Raw genomic sequence first — 16,915 nt, forward strand, 5'->3', positions numbered from 1 at the left:
AACCCCCAGCATCCCGGACACGGAGACGCCCCCATGCGCGCCGAAGTCGAAACCATGGCTCAGGACATCAAGCAGTCGCTGGAACTGCTGAGGGGGCATCTTTGACTACGATCGCGCCCGTGACAAACTCAAGGAACTGAACGCCCGCGCCGAGAGCCCCGACCTCTGGAACGATCCCGAGGCCGCCCAGACGGTGATGCGCGAACGCACCCGCCTGGAAAACGCCATCCGGACCATCGACGGTCTGCGGCAGGGATTGGACGACAATCTGGGATTCATCGAACTGGGGGAGGCGGAGGGCGACGCCGAAGTGATCGCCGAGGCCGAAGCCGCCATCGCCAGTCTGCATGTCCAAGCCCAGAAGGCGGAGTTGCAGACATTGCTGTCCGGCGAGGCCGACAGCAACGACTGCTACCTGGAAGTCCATGCCGGAGCCGGCGGCACCGAGGCCCAGGACTGGGCCGAGATGCTGCTGCGCATGTACGTCCGCTGGTCCGAAAGGCGCGGCTACAAGGTGGAATGGATCGAGGAAAGCCCAGGCGAGGAGGCGGGACTCAAGTCGGCGACCGTTCGCATCACCGGCCCCGACGCCTATGGATGGCTGAAGACCGAAAGCGGCGTCCATCGCCTGGTGCGCATTTCGCCCTACGACGCCAGCGCCCGCCGCCACACCAGTTTCTCGTCCACCTGGATCTACCCGGTGGTCGACGACAACATCGAGATCGATATCCAGGAAAAGGACCTGCGCATCGACACCTATCGCGCCTCGGGCGCCGGCGGCCAGCACGTAAACCGAACCGACAGCGCGGTCCGCATCACCCACATCCCGACCGGCGTGGTGGTCCAGTGCCAGAACGACCGCTCCCAGCACAAGAACCGGGCGGCAGCCATGAAGATGCTGAAGGCCCGCCTCTACGAACGGGAACTGCAGAAGCGCGAGGCCCAGGTCCAGGCCGAACACGATTCCAAGACCGATATCGGCTGGGGTCACCAGATCCGGTCTTATGTCCTGCAGCCCTACCAGATGGTCAAGGACCTGCGGACCGGCGTGGAAACCAGCAACACCGGCGCCGTGCTCGATGGCGACATCGACGATTTCATGGCAGCGGCGCTCGCCCAGCGCGTCAAGGGCGGCGGCAAGTCCCAGGTCGCCGATATCGACTGACGACCTGGGAAGAACCTATTCCGGATAGCCCGGCAGGTCCGACTTGCCCTTCATCAGGAACTGGTCCACCGAGCGGGCGCAGGCGCGGCCCTCGCGGATCGCCCAGACCACCAGGGACTGGCCACGACGCATGTCGCCGGCGACGAAGACCTTCTTGGCCGATGTCTGGTAGGCCTGGGTGTCGGCCTTGACGTTGCCGCGCCCGTCCAGTTCGACACCCAGCTGCTTCAGCATGCCCTCGTGCACCGGATGGACGAAGCCCATGCCCAGCAGCACCAAGTCGGCCTGGATCTGGAATTCGGAACCGGCCACGTCCTGCATGGTCATGCGGCCGTCGGCGCCCTTGGTCCATTCGACGCGCACGCAGTCCAGGCGCACCAGATGGCCGTTCTCTCCCTCGAAGGCCTGGGTGGCGACCGCCCATTCGCGGCGGCAGCCTTCCTCGTGGGAGGTGGAGGTGGCGAGCTTGTGGGGCCAGTTGGGCCAAGTGACGAGCTTTTCCTCCTTCTCCGGCGGACGGGGCATGATTTCCAGTTGGGTGACCCAACGAGCGCCCTGGCGCACCGAGGTGCCGACGCAATCCGACCCTGTATCGCCGCCGCCGATCACCACCACGCGCTTGTTGGTGGCGAGGATGGCTTCGTCTTCCGGGATGCGGTCCCCGGCCACGCGGCGATTCTGCTGGGTGAGGAAATCCATGGCGAAATGGATGCCCTTCAGCCCGCGGCCGGGCACCGCCAGGTCGCGTGGGGCTTCCGCGCCGCCGGCCAGCACCACCGCATCGTAATCGTCCAGCAACTGCTTGCCGGGAATGTCGGAACCCACGTGGACACCGGGCAGGAAGCGGACGCCCTCGGCCTGCATCTGGCCCATGCGGCGGTCGATCAGGCGCTTGTCGAGTTTGAAATCGGGAATGCCGTAGCGCAGCAGACCGCCGATACGCGACGCCTTCTCGTAGACGTCCACCTTGTGGCCGGCCCGCGCCAGTTGTTGGGCACAGGCCAAGCCGGCCGGGCCGGAACCCACCACGGCGACCACCTTGCCGGAGCGGTGGCGGGGAATCTGGGGCTTGATCCAGCCTTCCTGCCAACCGCGATCCACGATGGCGCATTCGATGGTCTTGATGGTCACCGGCTCGTCCTGGAGGTTCAGCGTGCAGGCCGCCTCGCAAGGCGCCGGGCAAACGCGGCCGGTGAATTCCGGGAAGTTGTTGGTGGAATGGAGAACCTCGACCGCTTCCCGCCAGCGGTTGCGGAAGACCAAGTCATTCCAGTCCGGGATGATGTTGTTGATCGGACAGCCGTTATGACAGAACGGGATGCCGCAATCCATGCATCGCGCCCCCTGCCGGTTCAACTCCGGCTCGGGCAGCGGGATCATGAACTCGCGGTAGTGCTGGATGCGGTCCGAGGTCGGCTCATAGCTCCGATTGAGCCGCGCGATCTCCAGGAATCCGGTCGCCTTTCCCATGGTCGCTCACCCTTCCTTGGGCCGTTGGCCCGAGCGTTCGGTCTTTTGATTTTCCGCGCCGCGCAAGGTCTGCAGGGCACGCCGGTAGTCGACGGGCATGACCTTGACGAACTTGGGCAGCGTGGCCTCCCAGTTGTCGAGAACCTTCTTCGCCCGGGTGCTGCCGGTATAGTGCAGGTGCTTTTCGACCAGCGCCTTCAGGCGCAGGGCGTCGAAGCCCAGCATGTCCTTGATCGCCTCGTCGCGGGACATGCCGGAAGGCAGGGACTCTTCCTCGGAGAGATGCTCGATCTCCACCATCTGGGTGTTGCAGCGTTTGCCGAAGCTGCCGTCCTCGTCCAGCACGTAGGCGATACCGCCCGACATGCCGGCCGCGAAATTGCGGCCCGTCGGCCCCAGCACCACCACCACGCCGCCGGTCATGTATTCGCAGCCGTGATCGCCGACGCCTTCCACCACCGCCGTGGCGCCCGAGTTGCGCACGGCGAAACGTTCCCCGCCCACGCCGCGGAAGTAGCACTCGCCGGAAATGGCGCCGTAGAGCACCGTGTTGCCGACGATGATGTTGTCTTCGGGCACCACCGGGCTTTCCTTGGGCGGATAGATGACGATCCGCCCGCCCGACAGGCCCTTGCCCACGTAGTCGTTGGCGTCGCCCGCCAGTTCGATGGCGATGCCGTGCGCCAGCCAAGCGCCCAGGCTCTGGCCGGCGTTGCCGGTCACCTTGATCTGGATGGTATCGTCGCGAAGTCCCTTGTGACCGTACTTCTTCGCCACCTCGCCGGACAGCATGGTACCGAAGGTGCGGTTCACGTTGTAGATGGGCAGGTCGATCTGCACCGGCTTGCCGCTGTCCAGCGCCGGCCGGGCCCTTTCGATCAGGGCATGGTCCAACGCCCGGCCCAGGCCATGGTCCTGGGCCTGGCAATTGTGGACGGCGACCCCTTTGTCCACCGCGGGGCGATGGAAGATGCGCGCGAAGTCGAGCCCCTTGGCCTTCCAGTGTTTGATGCCCGGCCGCATGTCGAGCATGTCGGAGCGGCCGATCATTTCCTGGAAGCTGCGAAAGCCCATTTCGGCCATATACTCGCGCACTTCCTCGGCCACCATGGTGAGGTAGTTCACCAGATGCTCGGGGCTGCCGGTGAACCGCTTTCTCAGGTTGGGGTCCTGGGTGGCGACGCCGACCGGGCAGGTGTTCAGGTGGCATTTGCGCATCATGATGCAGCCCTGGGTGACGAGCGCCGCGGTGCCGAAGCCGATCTCGTCGGCGCCCAGCAGCGCGGCGATCACCACGTCGCGCCCGGTGCGCATGCCGCCGTCGGCCTGCACGCAGATGCGGCGGCGCAGGTCGTTCATCACCAGGGTCTGGTGGGTTTCGGCCAAACCCACTTCCCAGGGCAGGCCGGCATGCATCACCGAGGTGATGGGGCTGGCGCCGGTGCCGCCGTCGTAGCCCGAGATCAGCACATGGTCGGCATGGGCCTTGGAGACGCCGGCGGCGATGGTGCCGACGCCGACTTCGGACACCAGCTTGACCGAGATGCGGGCCTTGGGATTGGTGTTCTTGAGGTCGTGGATAAGCTGCGCCAGATCCTCGATGGAATAGATGTCGTGGTGGGGCGGCGGCGAGATCAGGCCGACGCCCGGCGTCGAATAGCGCACACGGGCGATGGTCCGGTTGACCTTGTGGCCGGGCAACTGGCCGCCCTCGCCGGGCTTGGCGCCCTGGGCCATCTTGATCTGGATCTCGTCGGCGTTGACCAGGTATTCGGTGGTCACGCCGAAGCGGCCGGAAGCCACCTGCTTGACCGCGGAACGCATGGAATCGCCGTTGGGCAGGGGTTGGAAGCGTTCGGCCTCCTCGCCGCCCTCGCCGGTGTTGGACTTGCCGCCCATGCGGTTCATCGCCACCGCGATGGAACTGTGCGCCTCGTAGGAAATGGAGCCGAAGGACATGGCCCCGGTGGCGAAGCGCCTGACGATCGCCGAGGCGGGCTCGACCTCGTCCAGGGGCACCGGCTTGCGGCCCTTCTTCAGCTTGAACAGGCCGCGCAGGTTCTTCAGCGACGCCGTCTGCTCGTTCATCAGGGCGGCGAACTGCTTGTACTTGCCGCGGTCGCCGCTGCGGATGGCGTGCTGGAGGAGCGAGAGGCTCTGCGGCGTCCAGGCATGTTCCTCGCCGCGGACCCGGTAGGCCAGTTCCCCGCCCACGTCGAGCGCTTCCTTGAGGATCGCCTCGTCGCCGAAGGCCCGGCGGTGGCGGGCCGCGGTCTCCTGGGCGATTTCCTTCAGGCCGACGCCTTCCACCGGGGTCTTGGTGCCGGTGAAGTAGGCCTCGACGAATTCGGCGTTCAGGCCGATGGCGTCGAATATCTGGGCGCCGCAATAGGACTGGTAGGTCGAGATGCCCATCTTGGACATAACCTTCAGGATGCCCTTGGAAGTGGCCTTGATGTAGTTCTGGTGGGCCTTCTCCTCGGTGGTGCCGTTGCCCAGTTCGGGCAGGATGGCCGAGATGGTCTCGAAGGCCAGGTATGGGTTGACCGCCTCGGCGCCGTAGCCGGCCAGCAGGCAGAAATCGTGCACCTGGCGAGCCTCGCCGGTCTCGACCACCAGGCCGACCTCGGTGCGCAGGCCCTTGCGGATCAGGTGATGATGCACCGCCGCAATCGCCAGCAGGGCCGGCACGGCGATGTGGTCGGCATCCATCTCGCGGTCGGACAGGATGATGATGTTGTTGCCCTCGCGCACCACTTCCTCGGCCTCGCGGCAGATCCGCTCGATGGCCTTCTCCATGCCCGTCGCGCCCATGTCGGCCGGATAGACGATGTCCAGCGTATAGGCGTGGAAACGGTCGTTGACCTTTTCCTGGATGTGGCGGATGCGTTCCAGGTCCACGTTGGACAGGATGGGTTGCTTGACTTCCAGGCGTGGGTGGCTGACCCCGGTTTCCAGGTTCAGCAGGTTGGGCCGGGGCCCGATCAAGGACACCAGCGACATCACCGATTCCTCGCGGATCGGGTCGATGGGCGGGTTGGTCACCTGGGCGAAGCACTGCTTGAAGTAGTCGTAAAGCATCTTCGGCCGGTCGGACAGCACGGCCGGCGGAATGTCGCGGCCCATGGAACCCACCGGGTCCTGGCCGTCCAGCGCCATGGGCGCCAGAAAAAACTTGATGTCTTCCTGGGTGTAGCCGAAAGCCTGCTGGCGATCCAGCAGGGTCGCCGGATCGGGCGCCATGGCGGCCACTTCGGCCGGCAGGCTCTCGACGCGGATCTGGGTCTTGTCCAGCCATTCCTGGTAGGGGAAGCGGGAAGCCAGTTCCTCCTTCACCTCGGCGTCGTCGATGATGCGGCCCTGTTCCAGGTCGATGAGGAACATCTTGCCCGGCTGCAGGCGCCACTTCTTGACGATCCTCTCTTCCGGGATGTCGAGTACGCCGACTTCCGAGCTCATCACCACCATGTCGTCGTCGGTGATGACGTAGCGGGCGGGCCGGAGCCCGTTGCGGTCCAGGGTCGCGCCGATCTGGCGGCCGTCGGTGAAGGCCACGGCGGCGGGGCCGTCCCAGGGTTCCATCAGGGCGGCGTGGTATTCGTAGAAGGCCTTGCGCTTCTTGTTCATCAGCGGGTTGTTGTCCCAGGCCTCGGGGATCATCAGCATCATGGCATGCGCCAGCGAATAGCCGCCCGCCACCAGCAGCTCCAGGGCATTGTCGAAGGTGGCGGAATCGGACTGCCCGTCGCCGATCAGCGGCCAGAGCTTGTCCAGATCCTCCCTGAGGATCGCCGACTTCATGTTGTGGCGGCGCGCCAGCATCCAGTTGATGTTGCCGCGCAGCGTGTTGATCTCGCCGTTGTGGCAAAGGTAGCGGAAGGGCTGCGCCAGTTCCCAGGAGGGAAAGGTGTTGGTGGAAAAGCGCTGGTGCACCAGGGCGAGCGCCGATTCGACGCGCGGGTCCATCAGGTCGGGGTAGTAGAGCGGCACGTTCTCGGCCAGCATCATGCCTTTGTAGCAGATGGTGCGGCAGGACATGGACGGCACGTAGAAGCCTGACGAGGTGACCTTGCCCGCGTCCCAGATGCGGTGATGCGCCTGCTTGCGGATGACGTAGAGCTTGCGCTCGAAGGCGTCCTGGTCCTTGCAGTTGGCGCCGCGCTGGATGAAGACTTGGCGGATGCAGGGTTCGATGGGCTTGACGCTGTAGCCCAGAACCTTGTCGTCGCAGGGTACGTCGCGCCAGCCCAATACCTTCTGGCCTTCCAGATCGGCCACGTCCTCGATGGCCTTCTCGCAGGCGGCGCGCGCCTTCTTGTCCTTGGGCAGGAAGACCATGCCGACGGCATACTCGCCGACCCGGGGCAGCGCCATGCCAAGCGCCTTGGTCTCCTCGCGCAGGAAGCGGTCGGGAATCTGCATCAGGATGCCGGCGCCGTCACCGGCCAGCGGGTCCGCGCCGACCGCGCCGCGATGGGTCAGGTTGACCAGGATGTCCAGGCCCTTGCGCACGATATCGTGGCTTTTCTTGTTCTTGATGTTGGCCACGAAGCCGACGCCGCAGCTGTCGTGCTCGTTGGAGGGGTCGTAGAGACCCTGGCGCGGGGGCAAGGAACAATGGACCATGGTGACGTCCTTGAATTGAGTCGATCGGTTGCCGTTAGCCGAAGGGACGGTGTTCTAGCGGACTCGCGCGGCCGCGCACAAGACCGAAGTCTCCGGCCCCCAATTTCGGGGGGCCGGTCCTCCTGTCCTGCGCTCGGAATCGCGACGGAAAAGCCAGCGAGCCGCAACGCCGCCCGCGCCGACGGCCCGCCGACGCGGCCGTGAACTATAACGAAGGCCCGCCCCGCGACCAAGAACAAGAATCGCCCGCCGGAAAGATTCCTTTGGCACGGTGGTTCGCCTGCCCAACGAATGGGCAGGACGCTACTTCACCACCAGGATCGGACACTTGGCCAGCCCGATGACGCGCTCGGCGACGCTGCCCACCAGCACCCGTTCGAAGCCGGTACGGCCGTGGGTGCCCATGACGATCAAGTCGGCGCCCGCCGTGTCGGCGGCTGCGGCGATGACGTCGGCGGCCTCGCCCGGCTCAACCACGCCCTCGGCATCGAAGCCTTCCTTTTTCAGGTAGTCGACGGTACGGGCGACGGCGTCGCGGCCTTCCTGCTGGCGTTGCGCACTATGGCTGGGCACCAGGGCGCCCACCACCGTCACCGGCAGCTTGCAACAGCGGGCCACGTTGGCCGCCGCCACCGCTGCCGCGTCTCCGAAGCGCGAGCCGTCGGTGGCGAGCAGGATGCGCTTCTGCCACATGGCGGCCGCCTTGGGCACCACCAGGACGCTGCACCGGGCGGCGCCGATCACCTTCACGGTGGCGTCGCCCACCATGATGCGGGCCAGACCGCGCCGGCCGCGCCGGCCGACCACGATGACGTCGGCGTTCACCGATCCGGCCGCGCCGACGATCACCTCGTGCGGCAGGTCGCCGTGGCGGATCAGGGGCTCGGCCTCGACACCGGCGGCCTGGGCCGCCTCCACGATGGTCTTCAGGTGGGCCATGGCATCGTTTTCCGCCTTCTCGACCAGTTGCGGCGCCAGGGCGGCATACTCCGGATTCACGTAGACCATCATCACCGGAAAGATCTTGGCCACCGCCTTCTTGGCGAGGTCCACCCCCACCTTGCGGGCGCCGACGGTGAATTCGGAGCCGTCGGTGGCGATCACGAAGCGGGCCAAGCGGCCCATCGGCGACATCTGCTGTTCCATGAAAGTCTCTCCCTTCCGCTCGGTCAGTGGCCGGCCGCCAGAATGCCGGAAGCGCCCAGCACCAGGATCAGCACCTGCCCCACCGCGATGATGCCGTAGATCCTGTCCTTCTTGGCGAACAGCATCGGCAGTATCCTAAAATAGCACCCGATGGTCACCGCCGACAGGAAGGCGATGCCGGCGAAGTTCAGGAAATCGCCCTTGTGCAACAGGCCCACCCAAGTCCATCCCCCGTGCACGCCGGCCTTTTCCATGTATTTGCCGACCGGCAGGTTCCAGTACTCGGGCAGATGGTCCACGGGAACGTGAGCCGGAAGGATGCCGGTCACATAGAGCAGGAAGCTGACCACCAGGATGGCGAAGCCGGCCTTCATGCCCCAGTCCAGGACGGTGGCGTAGGCGAGCTGTTCCTCGGTGGCGTAGGACGTCTTCGGATCGTATTCGGCCATGACTTTCTCCTATATTCCGAAGCCCTTGAGCACGGCGCGCACACCGGCCAGGAGCAGCATGCCAATGACGATCTTGCGGATCACCGCGGCCTTGGTGCGGGTCAACAGGCGAACGCCGACCAGCGAGCCCAGCATGATGCCGACGATGGACGGCACCGCCACCACCGCCAGCACGGCGCCCTGGTTCAGGTAGACCCAGGCGGCGGCGGTATCGACGATGCCCAGCATGAACTTGCTGGTGGAAACCGACACCTTGAGCGGCGCCCCCAGCAGAAGGTTCAGCACCGGCACATTGGCCCAGCCGGCGCCCAGCCCGAACATGCCGGCCATGATGCCGATGAGCACGAACAGCAAAAGACCGTAGGCGGTGCGGTGGATATTCCAGTTCACTTCCTTGCCCAAGGTCCTTTCCAGGTAGGACCCATGGATGCCCAGCATGACCGACAGGGCGTCGGGCTTGAGCACCTCGGGGTATTCGGACTTCTTGGCCGTGGCCATCAGGGCCACGATGCCGAGGATGGTGACCCCCAAGGCGATCTGGACGTAATTGGTGGGCAGCGCCAAGCCCATCATGGCGCCGACGATGGCGGCGGCCGAGGCGATCAGGCCCATGGGTAGCGCCAACTTGAGGCTCGCCATGCCGCTGCGCAGCAGGCCAGGTCCGGCGGCCAGGGCGCCCGCCAAGGCGACCAGCAGGCCGGCACCCCGCACGAAATCGAAATGGAAGGGGAAGAAACCGCCGACGATGGGCACGAACAACACGCCGCCGCCCACGCCGCCCAGCACCGCGACGATGCCGAGGCCGAAGGACACGACGAACAGGATCAGCGCCCAACCCCACCAGGGAATGGATGTCTCGGTGGCGGCCTGGACCGGATCGGCCGCCAGGGCGGCGTCCGACCCCGCCGCCAGGAGCAGCAAGCCCAGCAGCAAGACGAGAATTCTTTGAACAGACACGGCAAAGCCCCTTCGTGGTCGGATGGCTCCGGGAAAGGGTGCGCCGGGAAGACGGAAAGCCTGCCGCCAGACGAGTCTGGCGAAGGGAACATCTCCGGGACGCGACGGGCCTCTCCCAGAACCCCGCGCTCCCATCCTTGACCGGAAGGCATGATCCCGCCGGAAACCGGCCGGGAACGCAGATACTTTAGGAATTTCTGATGAAAGACTTAGTAAGAGCCAGAAAAAGGGGCGTCAACATGCTTGTTTGCTGATGTATTGCATGAGGCAACGCAGACAAAATACTTGGCGTTGCTTATTGCATCATACCGCCCGCCGCCGCCGATGGGAGGCGAGGAACAGGGGGGTGCGGGAATGGGGGACCTTGTGGACGAAGTTGTATCGCGCCACGTGGTAGCTCGGATCGAAGCCGTAGAAGTTCAGCCGCATACGTTCCAACTCCCCGGCCCGGTAGGCATCCAAAGGCTTGACGGCCTCGTCGGCGGCCCGGCGGGCCTTCTTCTCGGCGATCAAGGGGGCGACGTCCAGGTTGCGAGCCAGTTCCAGCACCTCGTCGAAATCACCGAAGGTGCCGTCGATCAGGCCCAGCCGTTCCGCCTGGGCGGCGCCCAGCGGCAGGCGCCGACCCATGATCCGTCCGATCCCGTCCTCCCCTACCCTGCGGGGCAGCAGGTAGGTCCAGTATTCGGAGCCGTAAAGGTTGCCCATGTTCTTGTAATGAGGATTGAGTACGGCGCCGTCGCGCGCCAGCACCCGGTCGGCGGCCATGGCGAGGAAGACCCCGCCCGCTCCCGCGTTGCCCCGCATGGCGGCGATCACGTAGCGGTCGGTGGCGGACAGGATGGTCCGGCAAAGATCGTCCATGGCTTCGATGTTGGCCATGGATTCGTCGGCCGGGCTGGCGGCGGCCTCGATGGCGTTCAGGTGGATGCCGTTGCACCAGAAGTCTTCCCCGCCGGCCAGCACGATGACCTTGGGGGCGCGGCTGCAGGCATGGCGGAAAGCCGCTTCCAGGCGCCGGCACTGGGCGGTGCTCATGGCGCCGTTATAAAGCGGGAACGTCAGGACGCCGACCCCGTCCCGTTCGCGAAAGCCGATCTCCGCCCAGGTGTCGGGCTCGAACTCGGGGGCGTCGATGTCGCCCAGGACGGCGGTGGCCGGCAGCTTCAGCTTGCCTTCGCCCGGTTCGCGGACGTGGCCGATCCAGACCGCGCCGTCCACCGTCCCCAGGCAGACCGCTCCCTTGTAGCGGGCGATGGGCACGCCGGGGCGGCCCATCAGGGTGGTTTCCGGATGGGCGTCGAACAGATGGACCGCCCGGCCGCCGATCACGTCCAGCACACCGGGAAAGCCATCCGCGGCATGGATCTTCCGCAGAACGGTTTCGGTGTCGTCACGGTTCCAATCAATGGCCCGCATCTCCTGCTTCATGACGGGCCGCCAGGTGCCGGGCGGCGCCGGGTCGGGACGGCCGCCGGACTCGATCTTCGCCAGGGCCTCCAGCAGGGCGGCGACGGCGGCCTCGGTCACCTCGCGGCGATAGAGGCTGGCCTTGGGCGCCAAGCGCATGGGAAAGGTCCGGAAGGCCCAGACGGGACCGCCGTCCATTTCGGCGTTGGCCTGCAAGACGGTAACGCCCCAGTCCTCTTTCGCCTCATGGATCGCCCAATCCAGGGACGACGGGCCGCGGTCGCCCGGCGGGCCCGGGTGGACCACCAGGCAGACATGGCGGCTCCAGACGCTTTGGGGGATGGCGCGGCGCAGGTAGGGGGCGATCACCAGGTCGGGACGGAAAATATCCACCGCCTCGATGGCGACCTCGTCCTTGATGTCGAATTCCACCGACAACTCGTGGCCCCGTTCCGCCAGTTCCACGTAAAGCCGCTGGGTCAGGCTGTTGAAGGCATGGGTCAGGAAGAGGATGCGCATCGATCCCTCTCCGCGGGCTTGAGGAACAGGGCGAGCAGGGCCGCCGACAGCACCGCCGCCGCGGCCGCCCCGTAGGCCACGGCGAAACTGCCGCTAGCCTCGGCCAACAGGCCGGCCACTGCCGGCCCGGCCACTTGGCCCGCACCGAAGAACACTGTCACCAGGCCGAAGGCCTTGGCGGCGCGGGCAGGCCCCAGGGTATCGCCCACCGCCGCCGCCATGATGGTCGGGACGGCAAATGCGGTGAAGCCGAACAAGGACACCGACAGCAGCACCGCGGCCCCCGGCAGGCCGCCAGAGGCCAAGCCGTAGGCCAGCGCCTGGATCAGGAAGGCCGCGATCAGGCCGGTGCGCCGACTGGTCCTGTCCGAGAGGGTGCCGAAGACCGGCCCCGAGAAGAGGCTGAGGAACCCCACCCAGGCCCAGAAGGCGCCGGCGGTGTCTTCGGGGAATCCCTGTTCCTTGACCAGGGTGGTGACGATGAAGGTCACGTAGACGGAATAGGTCGCCCCGAACAGGAAATAGATGGCCCCGAGGTGCAGCACCGCCTTGCGCGGCGCCGTCCCGGCCGGTCCGGCGGCGGGGGCCGGCGCTCCGGTCTCGCCGCCCAAGGGCTCCAGGTCCAGGTCGCCCGGATCGTTGCGCACCGTCGCCGCGACGGCAGCCGCCGCCAGCAAGGCGATGGCCCCCAGGACGGCCCAGCCCCAGCGCCAGCCGGCCGCGCCGCCCCAGCCGTTGATCCAGGGCACCAGTTGTCCGGCGGTCACGATGGCGAGGCCGTTGCCGACGATCATCAGGCCTGCGGCCTTACCCCTGAGGCCACGCCCGAACCAGTGCGACACCAGGCCCATGATCGGCACGTTGGCGAAGCCACTGCCCACCCCGGTCGCCGCATAGAGCAGGAGAGCGGCGGCGAATCCCCCTGCGGCGCCCATCAGGATCATGGTACCGGCGACCAGAAACAAGCCGGCCCCGACTACCGCCCGCGCGCCGAACCGCTGGGCGACATGGCCGGCCACCATGACGGCGCCCAGATAGCCGAGAAAGTTGGCCGTGCCGAGAAATCCCATCTCGGCATACGACAGGTCCAGGCCTTGGCCCATGGAGGGCAGCAGCATGCCGAGGGCGAAACGGCCCAGCCCGATGGCGGCGAAGACGGTCAGGGTCCCCGCAGCCACGATGGCCCAGCCGTAGTGAAAGGAAAGGCGCATGCCGGGTTCATGCGCCCCGCCCCCGATCTCTGTCAAGATCGGACCCGTCAGGGCGGTAGACATCCCGACCGGGCTGGATTATCACTGCCCCGTGTGGCCCCCTGGTGGAATGGCAGACACGCGTGACTCAAAATCACGTGCCCTCCGGGCATCCGAGTTCGAGTCTCGGGGGGGCCACCATTCTTCATCTTTCCCGGCGGTGGAATTCCCGTGCTGCGACGCGTTTACGACTGGGTGATGGCCCTGGCCGCCCACCGCCATGCCGTCTGGTGGCTGGCGGCGATTTCGTTCATCGAAAGCTCGCTGTTTCCCATCCCGCCCGACGTCATGCTGATCCCCATGATCCTGGCGGTGCGCGAGCGTGCCTGGTGGTTCGCCTCGGTCTGTACGGTCAGTTCGGTGGTTGGCGGCTATCTGGGTTACGCCATCGGCTATTTCCTGTACGAGACGCTGGGCCTATGGGTAATCAAGGTTTACGGCCTGGCCGAGAAGTTCGAAGGCCTGCGCAAGGGCTTCGAGGACTACGGCACCTGGATCATCCTGATCAAGGGTGCCACGCCCATCCCCTACAAGCTGATTACGATCGCCGCCGGCGTGTTCCATTTCGACCTGACGGCTTTCACCTTCGCTTCCATCGGCTCGCGCGGGTTCCGCTTCTTTCTGGTGGCGATCCTGCTTTGGTATTTCGGGCCTATCATCCGCGACTTCGTCGAACGCCGCCTGATGACCGTAACCACGATCGGCGTGATCCTGCTGGTCGGCGGATTCGTGGTGGTGAAATACCTGATCTAGCGGTAGCGGCCTTGTTCTTCTATAGTGCCACATCATGATGCGCCTGGAAAAACTCATCCCCCTCGCCATCCTGGGAGTCTGCGTGGGCGCCCTGGCCATGGCTTTCACCGCCCAACACGTCTTCAACCTGGAGCCCTGCATCCTGTGTATCTACCAGCGTATCCCTTATGCGGCGGGGGGAGTGCTGGCCATGGTCGTCCTGGCGGCGCCCCTGCCGCCCGCCTTGCGGGCCGGGTTGGTAGCGCTCTGCGGCATCGGCTTCCTGGGCGGGGCGGCGGTGGCTTTCTACCACGTGGGGGTGGAGCAGCACTGGTGGATTTCCAGTTGTGGCGGCACGCCCCCCACCGCCATGACCCTGCAGGAGATGCTGGATCAGGCCCAGGTCAAGCCGCGACGGTCCTGCGACGACGTCAACTGGAGTTTCCTTGGCCTGTCCATGGCCACCTACAATCTCCCCTTCTCGCTGGCCATGGCGGTCTTCGCCTTCGCCGGCGCCTGGACGATGCGCCGCGCGTGACCCCACCTTTGTTGTGGAAAAAGTTACCCCCACCCTGTGAATAGCGGGGAAAGGGCGCCATCGGCGAACGCAGCCCTCGGGCAGGCAGGAATGCGCCGCTCCGGATAAATGTACCCTGTATGTTCTTGACCCGGAACGGGGGCCGGCCTAAAATGGGGCTAGGTCGGCAAGGAGCGGATGCGGTGGTGCAGATTTCGTCCATATCGCAGCAGATCTGGGACATGAAATACCGGCTGAAGGGGCCGGACGGCCATCCTCTGGATCGCACGGTAGACGACACCTGGGCGCGCGTCGCCCGCGCTCTGGCCGCCGTCGAGGCGCATCCTGAGGAATGGGAGCCCCGTTTCTTCAAGGCGCTGAGCGATTTCCGCTTCCTGCCCGCCGGGCGTATCCTGTCGGGGGCCGGCGCCCGGCGCACCGTGACCCTGTTCAACTGCTTCGTCATGGGCGACATCCCCGACGACATGGCCGGCATCTTCGACGGTCTCAAGGAGGCCGCCCTGACCATGCAGCAGGGGGGCGGCATCGGCTACGACTTCTCGACGCTGCGGCCGAAGGGCGCCCCGGTCAAGGGCGTGGGGGCGGACGCTTCCGGGCCGTTGACCTTCATGGACGTCTGGGACGCCATGTGCCGCACCATCATGAGCGCCGGATCGCGGCGGGGCGCCATGATGGCGACCATGCGCTGCGACCATCCGGACATCGAGGCCTTCATCGAGGCCAAGCGGGAACCCGGACGGCTGCGCATGTTCAACCTGTCGGTCCTGGCGACCGACGCCTTCATGCTGGCGGTGAAGGAGGACGCTCCCTGGGAGCTGTCCTTCGGCGGCACGGTCTACAAGGTCCTGCCCGCCCGCGAGTTGTGGGACAAGATCATGCGCGGCACCTACGCCTATGCCGAACCGGGCGTGATCTTCATCGACCGCATCAACCGCCTGAACAACCTGGCCTACTGCGAGACCATCCACGCCACCAATCCCTGCGGCGAACAGCCCCTGCCGCCCTATGGGGCCTGCCTGCTGGGCTCGGTGAATCTGGCGCGCCTGGTCAACGATCCCTTCACCGACAAGGCGGGTCTGGACCTGGCGGCCCTGGCCGACTTGGTGGCGGTGGCCGTGCGCATGATGGACGACGTGATCGAGGTTTCGCGCATGCCCCTGCCCCAGCAGGAGCACGAGGCCAAGGCCAAACGCCGCATCGGCCTGGGGATCACCGGCCTGGCGGACGCCCTGATTATGTGCGGGGCGCGCTACGGCGGACGCCAGGCGGTGGAACTGACCGAAACCTGGATGGCCACCATCCGGCGTGCCGCCTACCTGACCTCGTCGAATCTGGCGGCCGAAAAGGGTGCCTTCCCTTTGTTCGACGCCGAGAAGTATCTCGCCGCGCCAGCCGTCCAGGAACTGGATGCCGACGTGCGCGATGCCATCCGCCACCAGGGAATCCGCAACGCCCTGCTGACCTCGGTGGCCCCGACGGGGACCATATCGCTGTTCGCCGACAACGTGTCCTCGGGTCTGGAACCGGTGTTCAGCTTCAAGTACAGCCGCCATGTCCTGCAGCCCGACGGCAGCCGGCGGGAAGAGGAAGTCTCGGACTACGCCTACCGGCTCTACCACCGCCTGTTCGGCGAGACCGCCAAGCTGCCCGAGGCCTTCGTCGACGCCCAGGCGCTCACCCCCTACGACCATCTGGTCATGCAGGCGGCGGTGCAGAAGTATATCGACAGCTCGATCTCCAAGACCATCAACGTGCCCGAGGACATCCCGTTCGAGGAGTTCAAGGACATCTACCGCCAGGCCTACGACCTGGGTTGCAAGGGCTGCACCACATACCGGCCCAACGACGTGACCGGGGCGGTGCTGGAGGTCCGGAAGAAGGACGGCAAGGCCCTGGTTCCCGCCAAGACCCCCAAGCAGGCGGAACTGCCGCTCCTCGCCCCCTCGGCCCGCCCGCGGCCGAAGGATGGGGGCGACGCGGGGGCGGTGGTACGCATGTTCCAGCCCCTCGACCGACCCGACGCCCTGCCCGGCGCCACCTACAAGGTGCATTGGCCGGAATCGGATCATGCCATCTACATCACGCTGAACGACATCATCGACGACCAGGCGCGGCGGCGGCCCTTCGAGATCTTCATCAATTCGAAGAACATGGAGCACTACGCCTGGACCGTCGCCCTGACGCGCATGATCTCGGCGGTATTCCGGCGCGGCGGCGACGTATCCTTTGTGGTCGACGAGTTGAAGGCGGTATTCGATCCGCGGGGCGGGCAGTGGATGGGCGGGCGTTACGTGCCGTCGCTGCTGGCGGCCATCGGCGAGGTCATCGAACGCCACCTGATCGCCATCGGCTTCCTCGGCCGCGGCGAGGCCTTCGCCCCCCGCGGGTCGGAATCCAAGGTGGTTGCCCTGGGCGGTCCGTCCTTCCCCGACCCCGAGGCACCCCAGCCCACCGGCGCCAGCCCTCTTTTCCGCCAATGCCCCAAATGCCTCCAGCCCAGCCTGATGCGCCAGGAAGGCTGCGATACCTGCACGAGCTGCGGCTATTCGAAGTGCGGGTGAATCTCCATTGCCCTGCCCGCCCGCCCTGAAGCCGAGGTTGGAAGTATCGTCCGGCAGGAATAATATCGCTGTCCTGGAAATTGCCATCGGAG

Annotated in this window: 11 protein-coding genes and 1 tRNA gene; 5 read left to right on the forward strand and 7 right to left on the reverse strand. The window is 66.1% G+C overall.

Translation table 11 applies throughout. From position 1 onward, the window contains the following. Nucleotides 1-33 precede the first annotated feature (33 nt). A protein-coding gene (prfB, locus tag H7841_04160; GenBank protein MEO5336079.1) for a peptide chain release factor 2 occupies nucleotides 34-1,165 on the forward strand; the annotation gives its coding sequence in 2 pieces (ribosomal slippage) (nucleotides 34-102 and nucleotides 104-1,165; 1,131 coding nt in all). A gap of 15 nt (nucleotides 1,166-1,180) precedes the next feature. On the opposite strand, the gene H7841_04165 is transcribed toward prfB, so the two are convergent. The 7 genes from H7841_04165 to H7841_04195 form a co-directional block, all read right to left on the reverse strand. Beyond that, nucleotides 1,181-2,635, reverse strand: coding sequence for a glutamate synthase subunit beta (locus H7841_04165; protein ID MEO5336080.1), 1,455 nt, complete (start codon nucleotides 2,633-2,635; stop codon nucleotides 1,181-1,183). 6 nt (nucleotides 2,636-2,641) lie between these two features. Then, entirely contained in the window at nucleotides 2,642-7,261 is a 4,620-nt protein-coding gene (gltB, locus tag H7841_04170; GenBank protein ID MEO5336081.1) for a glutamate synthase large subunit, read from the reverse strand. A 303-nt stretch (nucleotides 7,262-7,564) separates the two neighbouring features. After that, the gene (locus H7841_04175; GenBank protein ID MEO5336082.1) at nucleotides 7,565-8,407 is read right to left on the reverse strand and encodes a universal stress protein; all 843 of its coding nucleotides are present in this window, start codon (nucleotides 8,405-8,407) and stop codon (nucleotides 7,565-7,567) included. A gap of 23 nt (nucleotides 8,408-8,430) precedes the next feature. Beyond that, entirely contained in the window at nucleotides 8,431-8,856 is a 426-nt protein-coding gene (locus H7841_04180; protein MEO5336083.1) for a hypothetical protein, read from the reverse strand. Nucleotides 8,857-8,865: 9 nt separating this feature from the next. Beyond that, nucleotides 8,866-9,813: a sulfite exporter TauE/SafE family protein gene (locus H7841_04185; GenBank protein ID MEO5336084.1), complete on the reverse strand. Its 948-nt coding sequence runs from the start codon at nucleotides 9,811-9,813 to the stop codon at nucleotides 8,866-8,868. 303 nt (nucleotides 9,814-10,116) lie between these two features. Next, nucleotides 10,117-11,742, reverse strand: coding sequence for a hydrogenase maturation protein (locus H7841_04190; protein MEO5336085.1), 1,626 nt, complete (start codon nucleotides 11,740-11,742; stop codon nucleotides 10,117-10,119). Then, a complete protein-coding gene (locus tag H7841_04195; protein ID MEO5336086.1) occupies nucleotides 11,724-12,953 on the reverse strand; it encodes a YbfB/YjiJ family MFS transporter in 1,230 nt (409 codons plus the stop codon). Before H7841_04195 ends, H7841_04190 begins: the two co-directional genes overlap by 19 nt. Nucleotides 12,954-13,048: 95 nt before the next feature. On the opposite strand from H7841_04195, the gene H7841_04200 reads away from it, so the two are divergent. The 4 genes from H7841_04200 (at nucleotide 13,049) to H7841_04215 (ending at nucleotide 16,823) form a co-directional block, all read left to right on the forward strand. Then, a tRNA-Leu gene (locus H7841_04200) sits at nucleotides 13,049-13,133 on the forward strand. 30 nt (nucleotides 13,134-13,163) lie between these two features. After that, a complete protein-coding gene (locus H7841_04205; GenBank protein ID MEO5336087.1) occupies nucleotides 13,164-13,745 on the forward strand; it encodes a DedA family protein in 582 nt (193 codons plus the stop codon). Nucleotides 13,746-13,779: 34 nt separating this feature from the next. Further along, nucleotides 13,780-14,262, forward strand: a complete 483-nt coding sequence (locus H7841_04210; GenBank protein ID MEO5336088.1) for a disulfide bond formation protein B — start codon at nucleotides 13,780-13,782, stop codon at nucleotides 14,260-14,262. A 152-nt stretch (nucleotides 14,263-14,414) separates the two neighbouring features. Then, the gene (locus H7841_04215; GenBank protein MEO5336089.1) at nucleotides 14,415-16,823 is read left to right on the forward strand and encodes an adenosylcobalamin-dependent ribonucleoside-diphosphate reductase; all 2,409 of its coding nucleotides are present in this window, start codon (nucleotides 14,415-14,417) and stop codon (nucleotides 16,821-16,823) included. Nucleotides 16,824-16,915 lie beyond the last annotated feature (92 nt).

Source organism: Magnetospirillum sp. WYHS-4, from assembly GCA_039908345.1.
Lineage (GTDB): Bacteria > Pseudomonadota > Alphaproteobacteria > Rhodospirillales > GLO-3 > JAMOBD01.

Excerpts from the sequence above, each read along its gene's own strand:
- H7841_04195 (MEO5336086.1), bottom strand. The coding sequence starts at position 12,953 with ATGCGCCTTTCCTTTCACTACGGCTGGGCCATCGTGGCTGCGGGGACC.
- H7841_04215 (MEO5336089.1), top strand. The coding sequence starts at position 14,415 with ATGGGGCTAGGTCGGCAAGGAGCGGATGCGGTGGTGCAGATTTCGTCC.
- H7841_04175 (MEO5336082.1), bottom strand. The coding sequence starts at position 8,407 with ATGGAACAGCAGATGTCGCCGATGGGCCGCTTGGCCCGCTTCGTGATC.
- H7841_04190 (MEO5336085.1), bottom strand. The coding sequence starts at position 11,742 with ATGCGCATCCTCTTCCTGACCCATGCCTTCAACAGCCTGACCCAGCGG.
- H7841_04165 (MEO5336080.1), bottom strand. The coding sequence starts at position 2,635 with ATGGGAAAGGCGACCGGATTCCTGGAGATCGCGCGGCTCAATCGGAGC.
- gltB (MEO5336081.1), bottom strand. The coding sequence starts at position 7,261 with ATGGTCCATTGTTCCTTGCCCCCGCGCCAGGGTCTCTACGACCCCTCC.
- H7841_04180 (MEO5336083.1), bottom strand. The coding sequence starts at position 8,856 with ATGGCCGAATACGATCCGAAGACGTCCTACGCCACCGAGGAACAGCTC.
- H7841_04210 (MEO5336088.1), top strand. The coding sequence starts at position 13,780 with ATGATGCGCCTGGAAAAACTCATCCCCCTCGCCATCCTGGGAGTCTGC.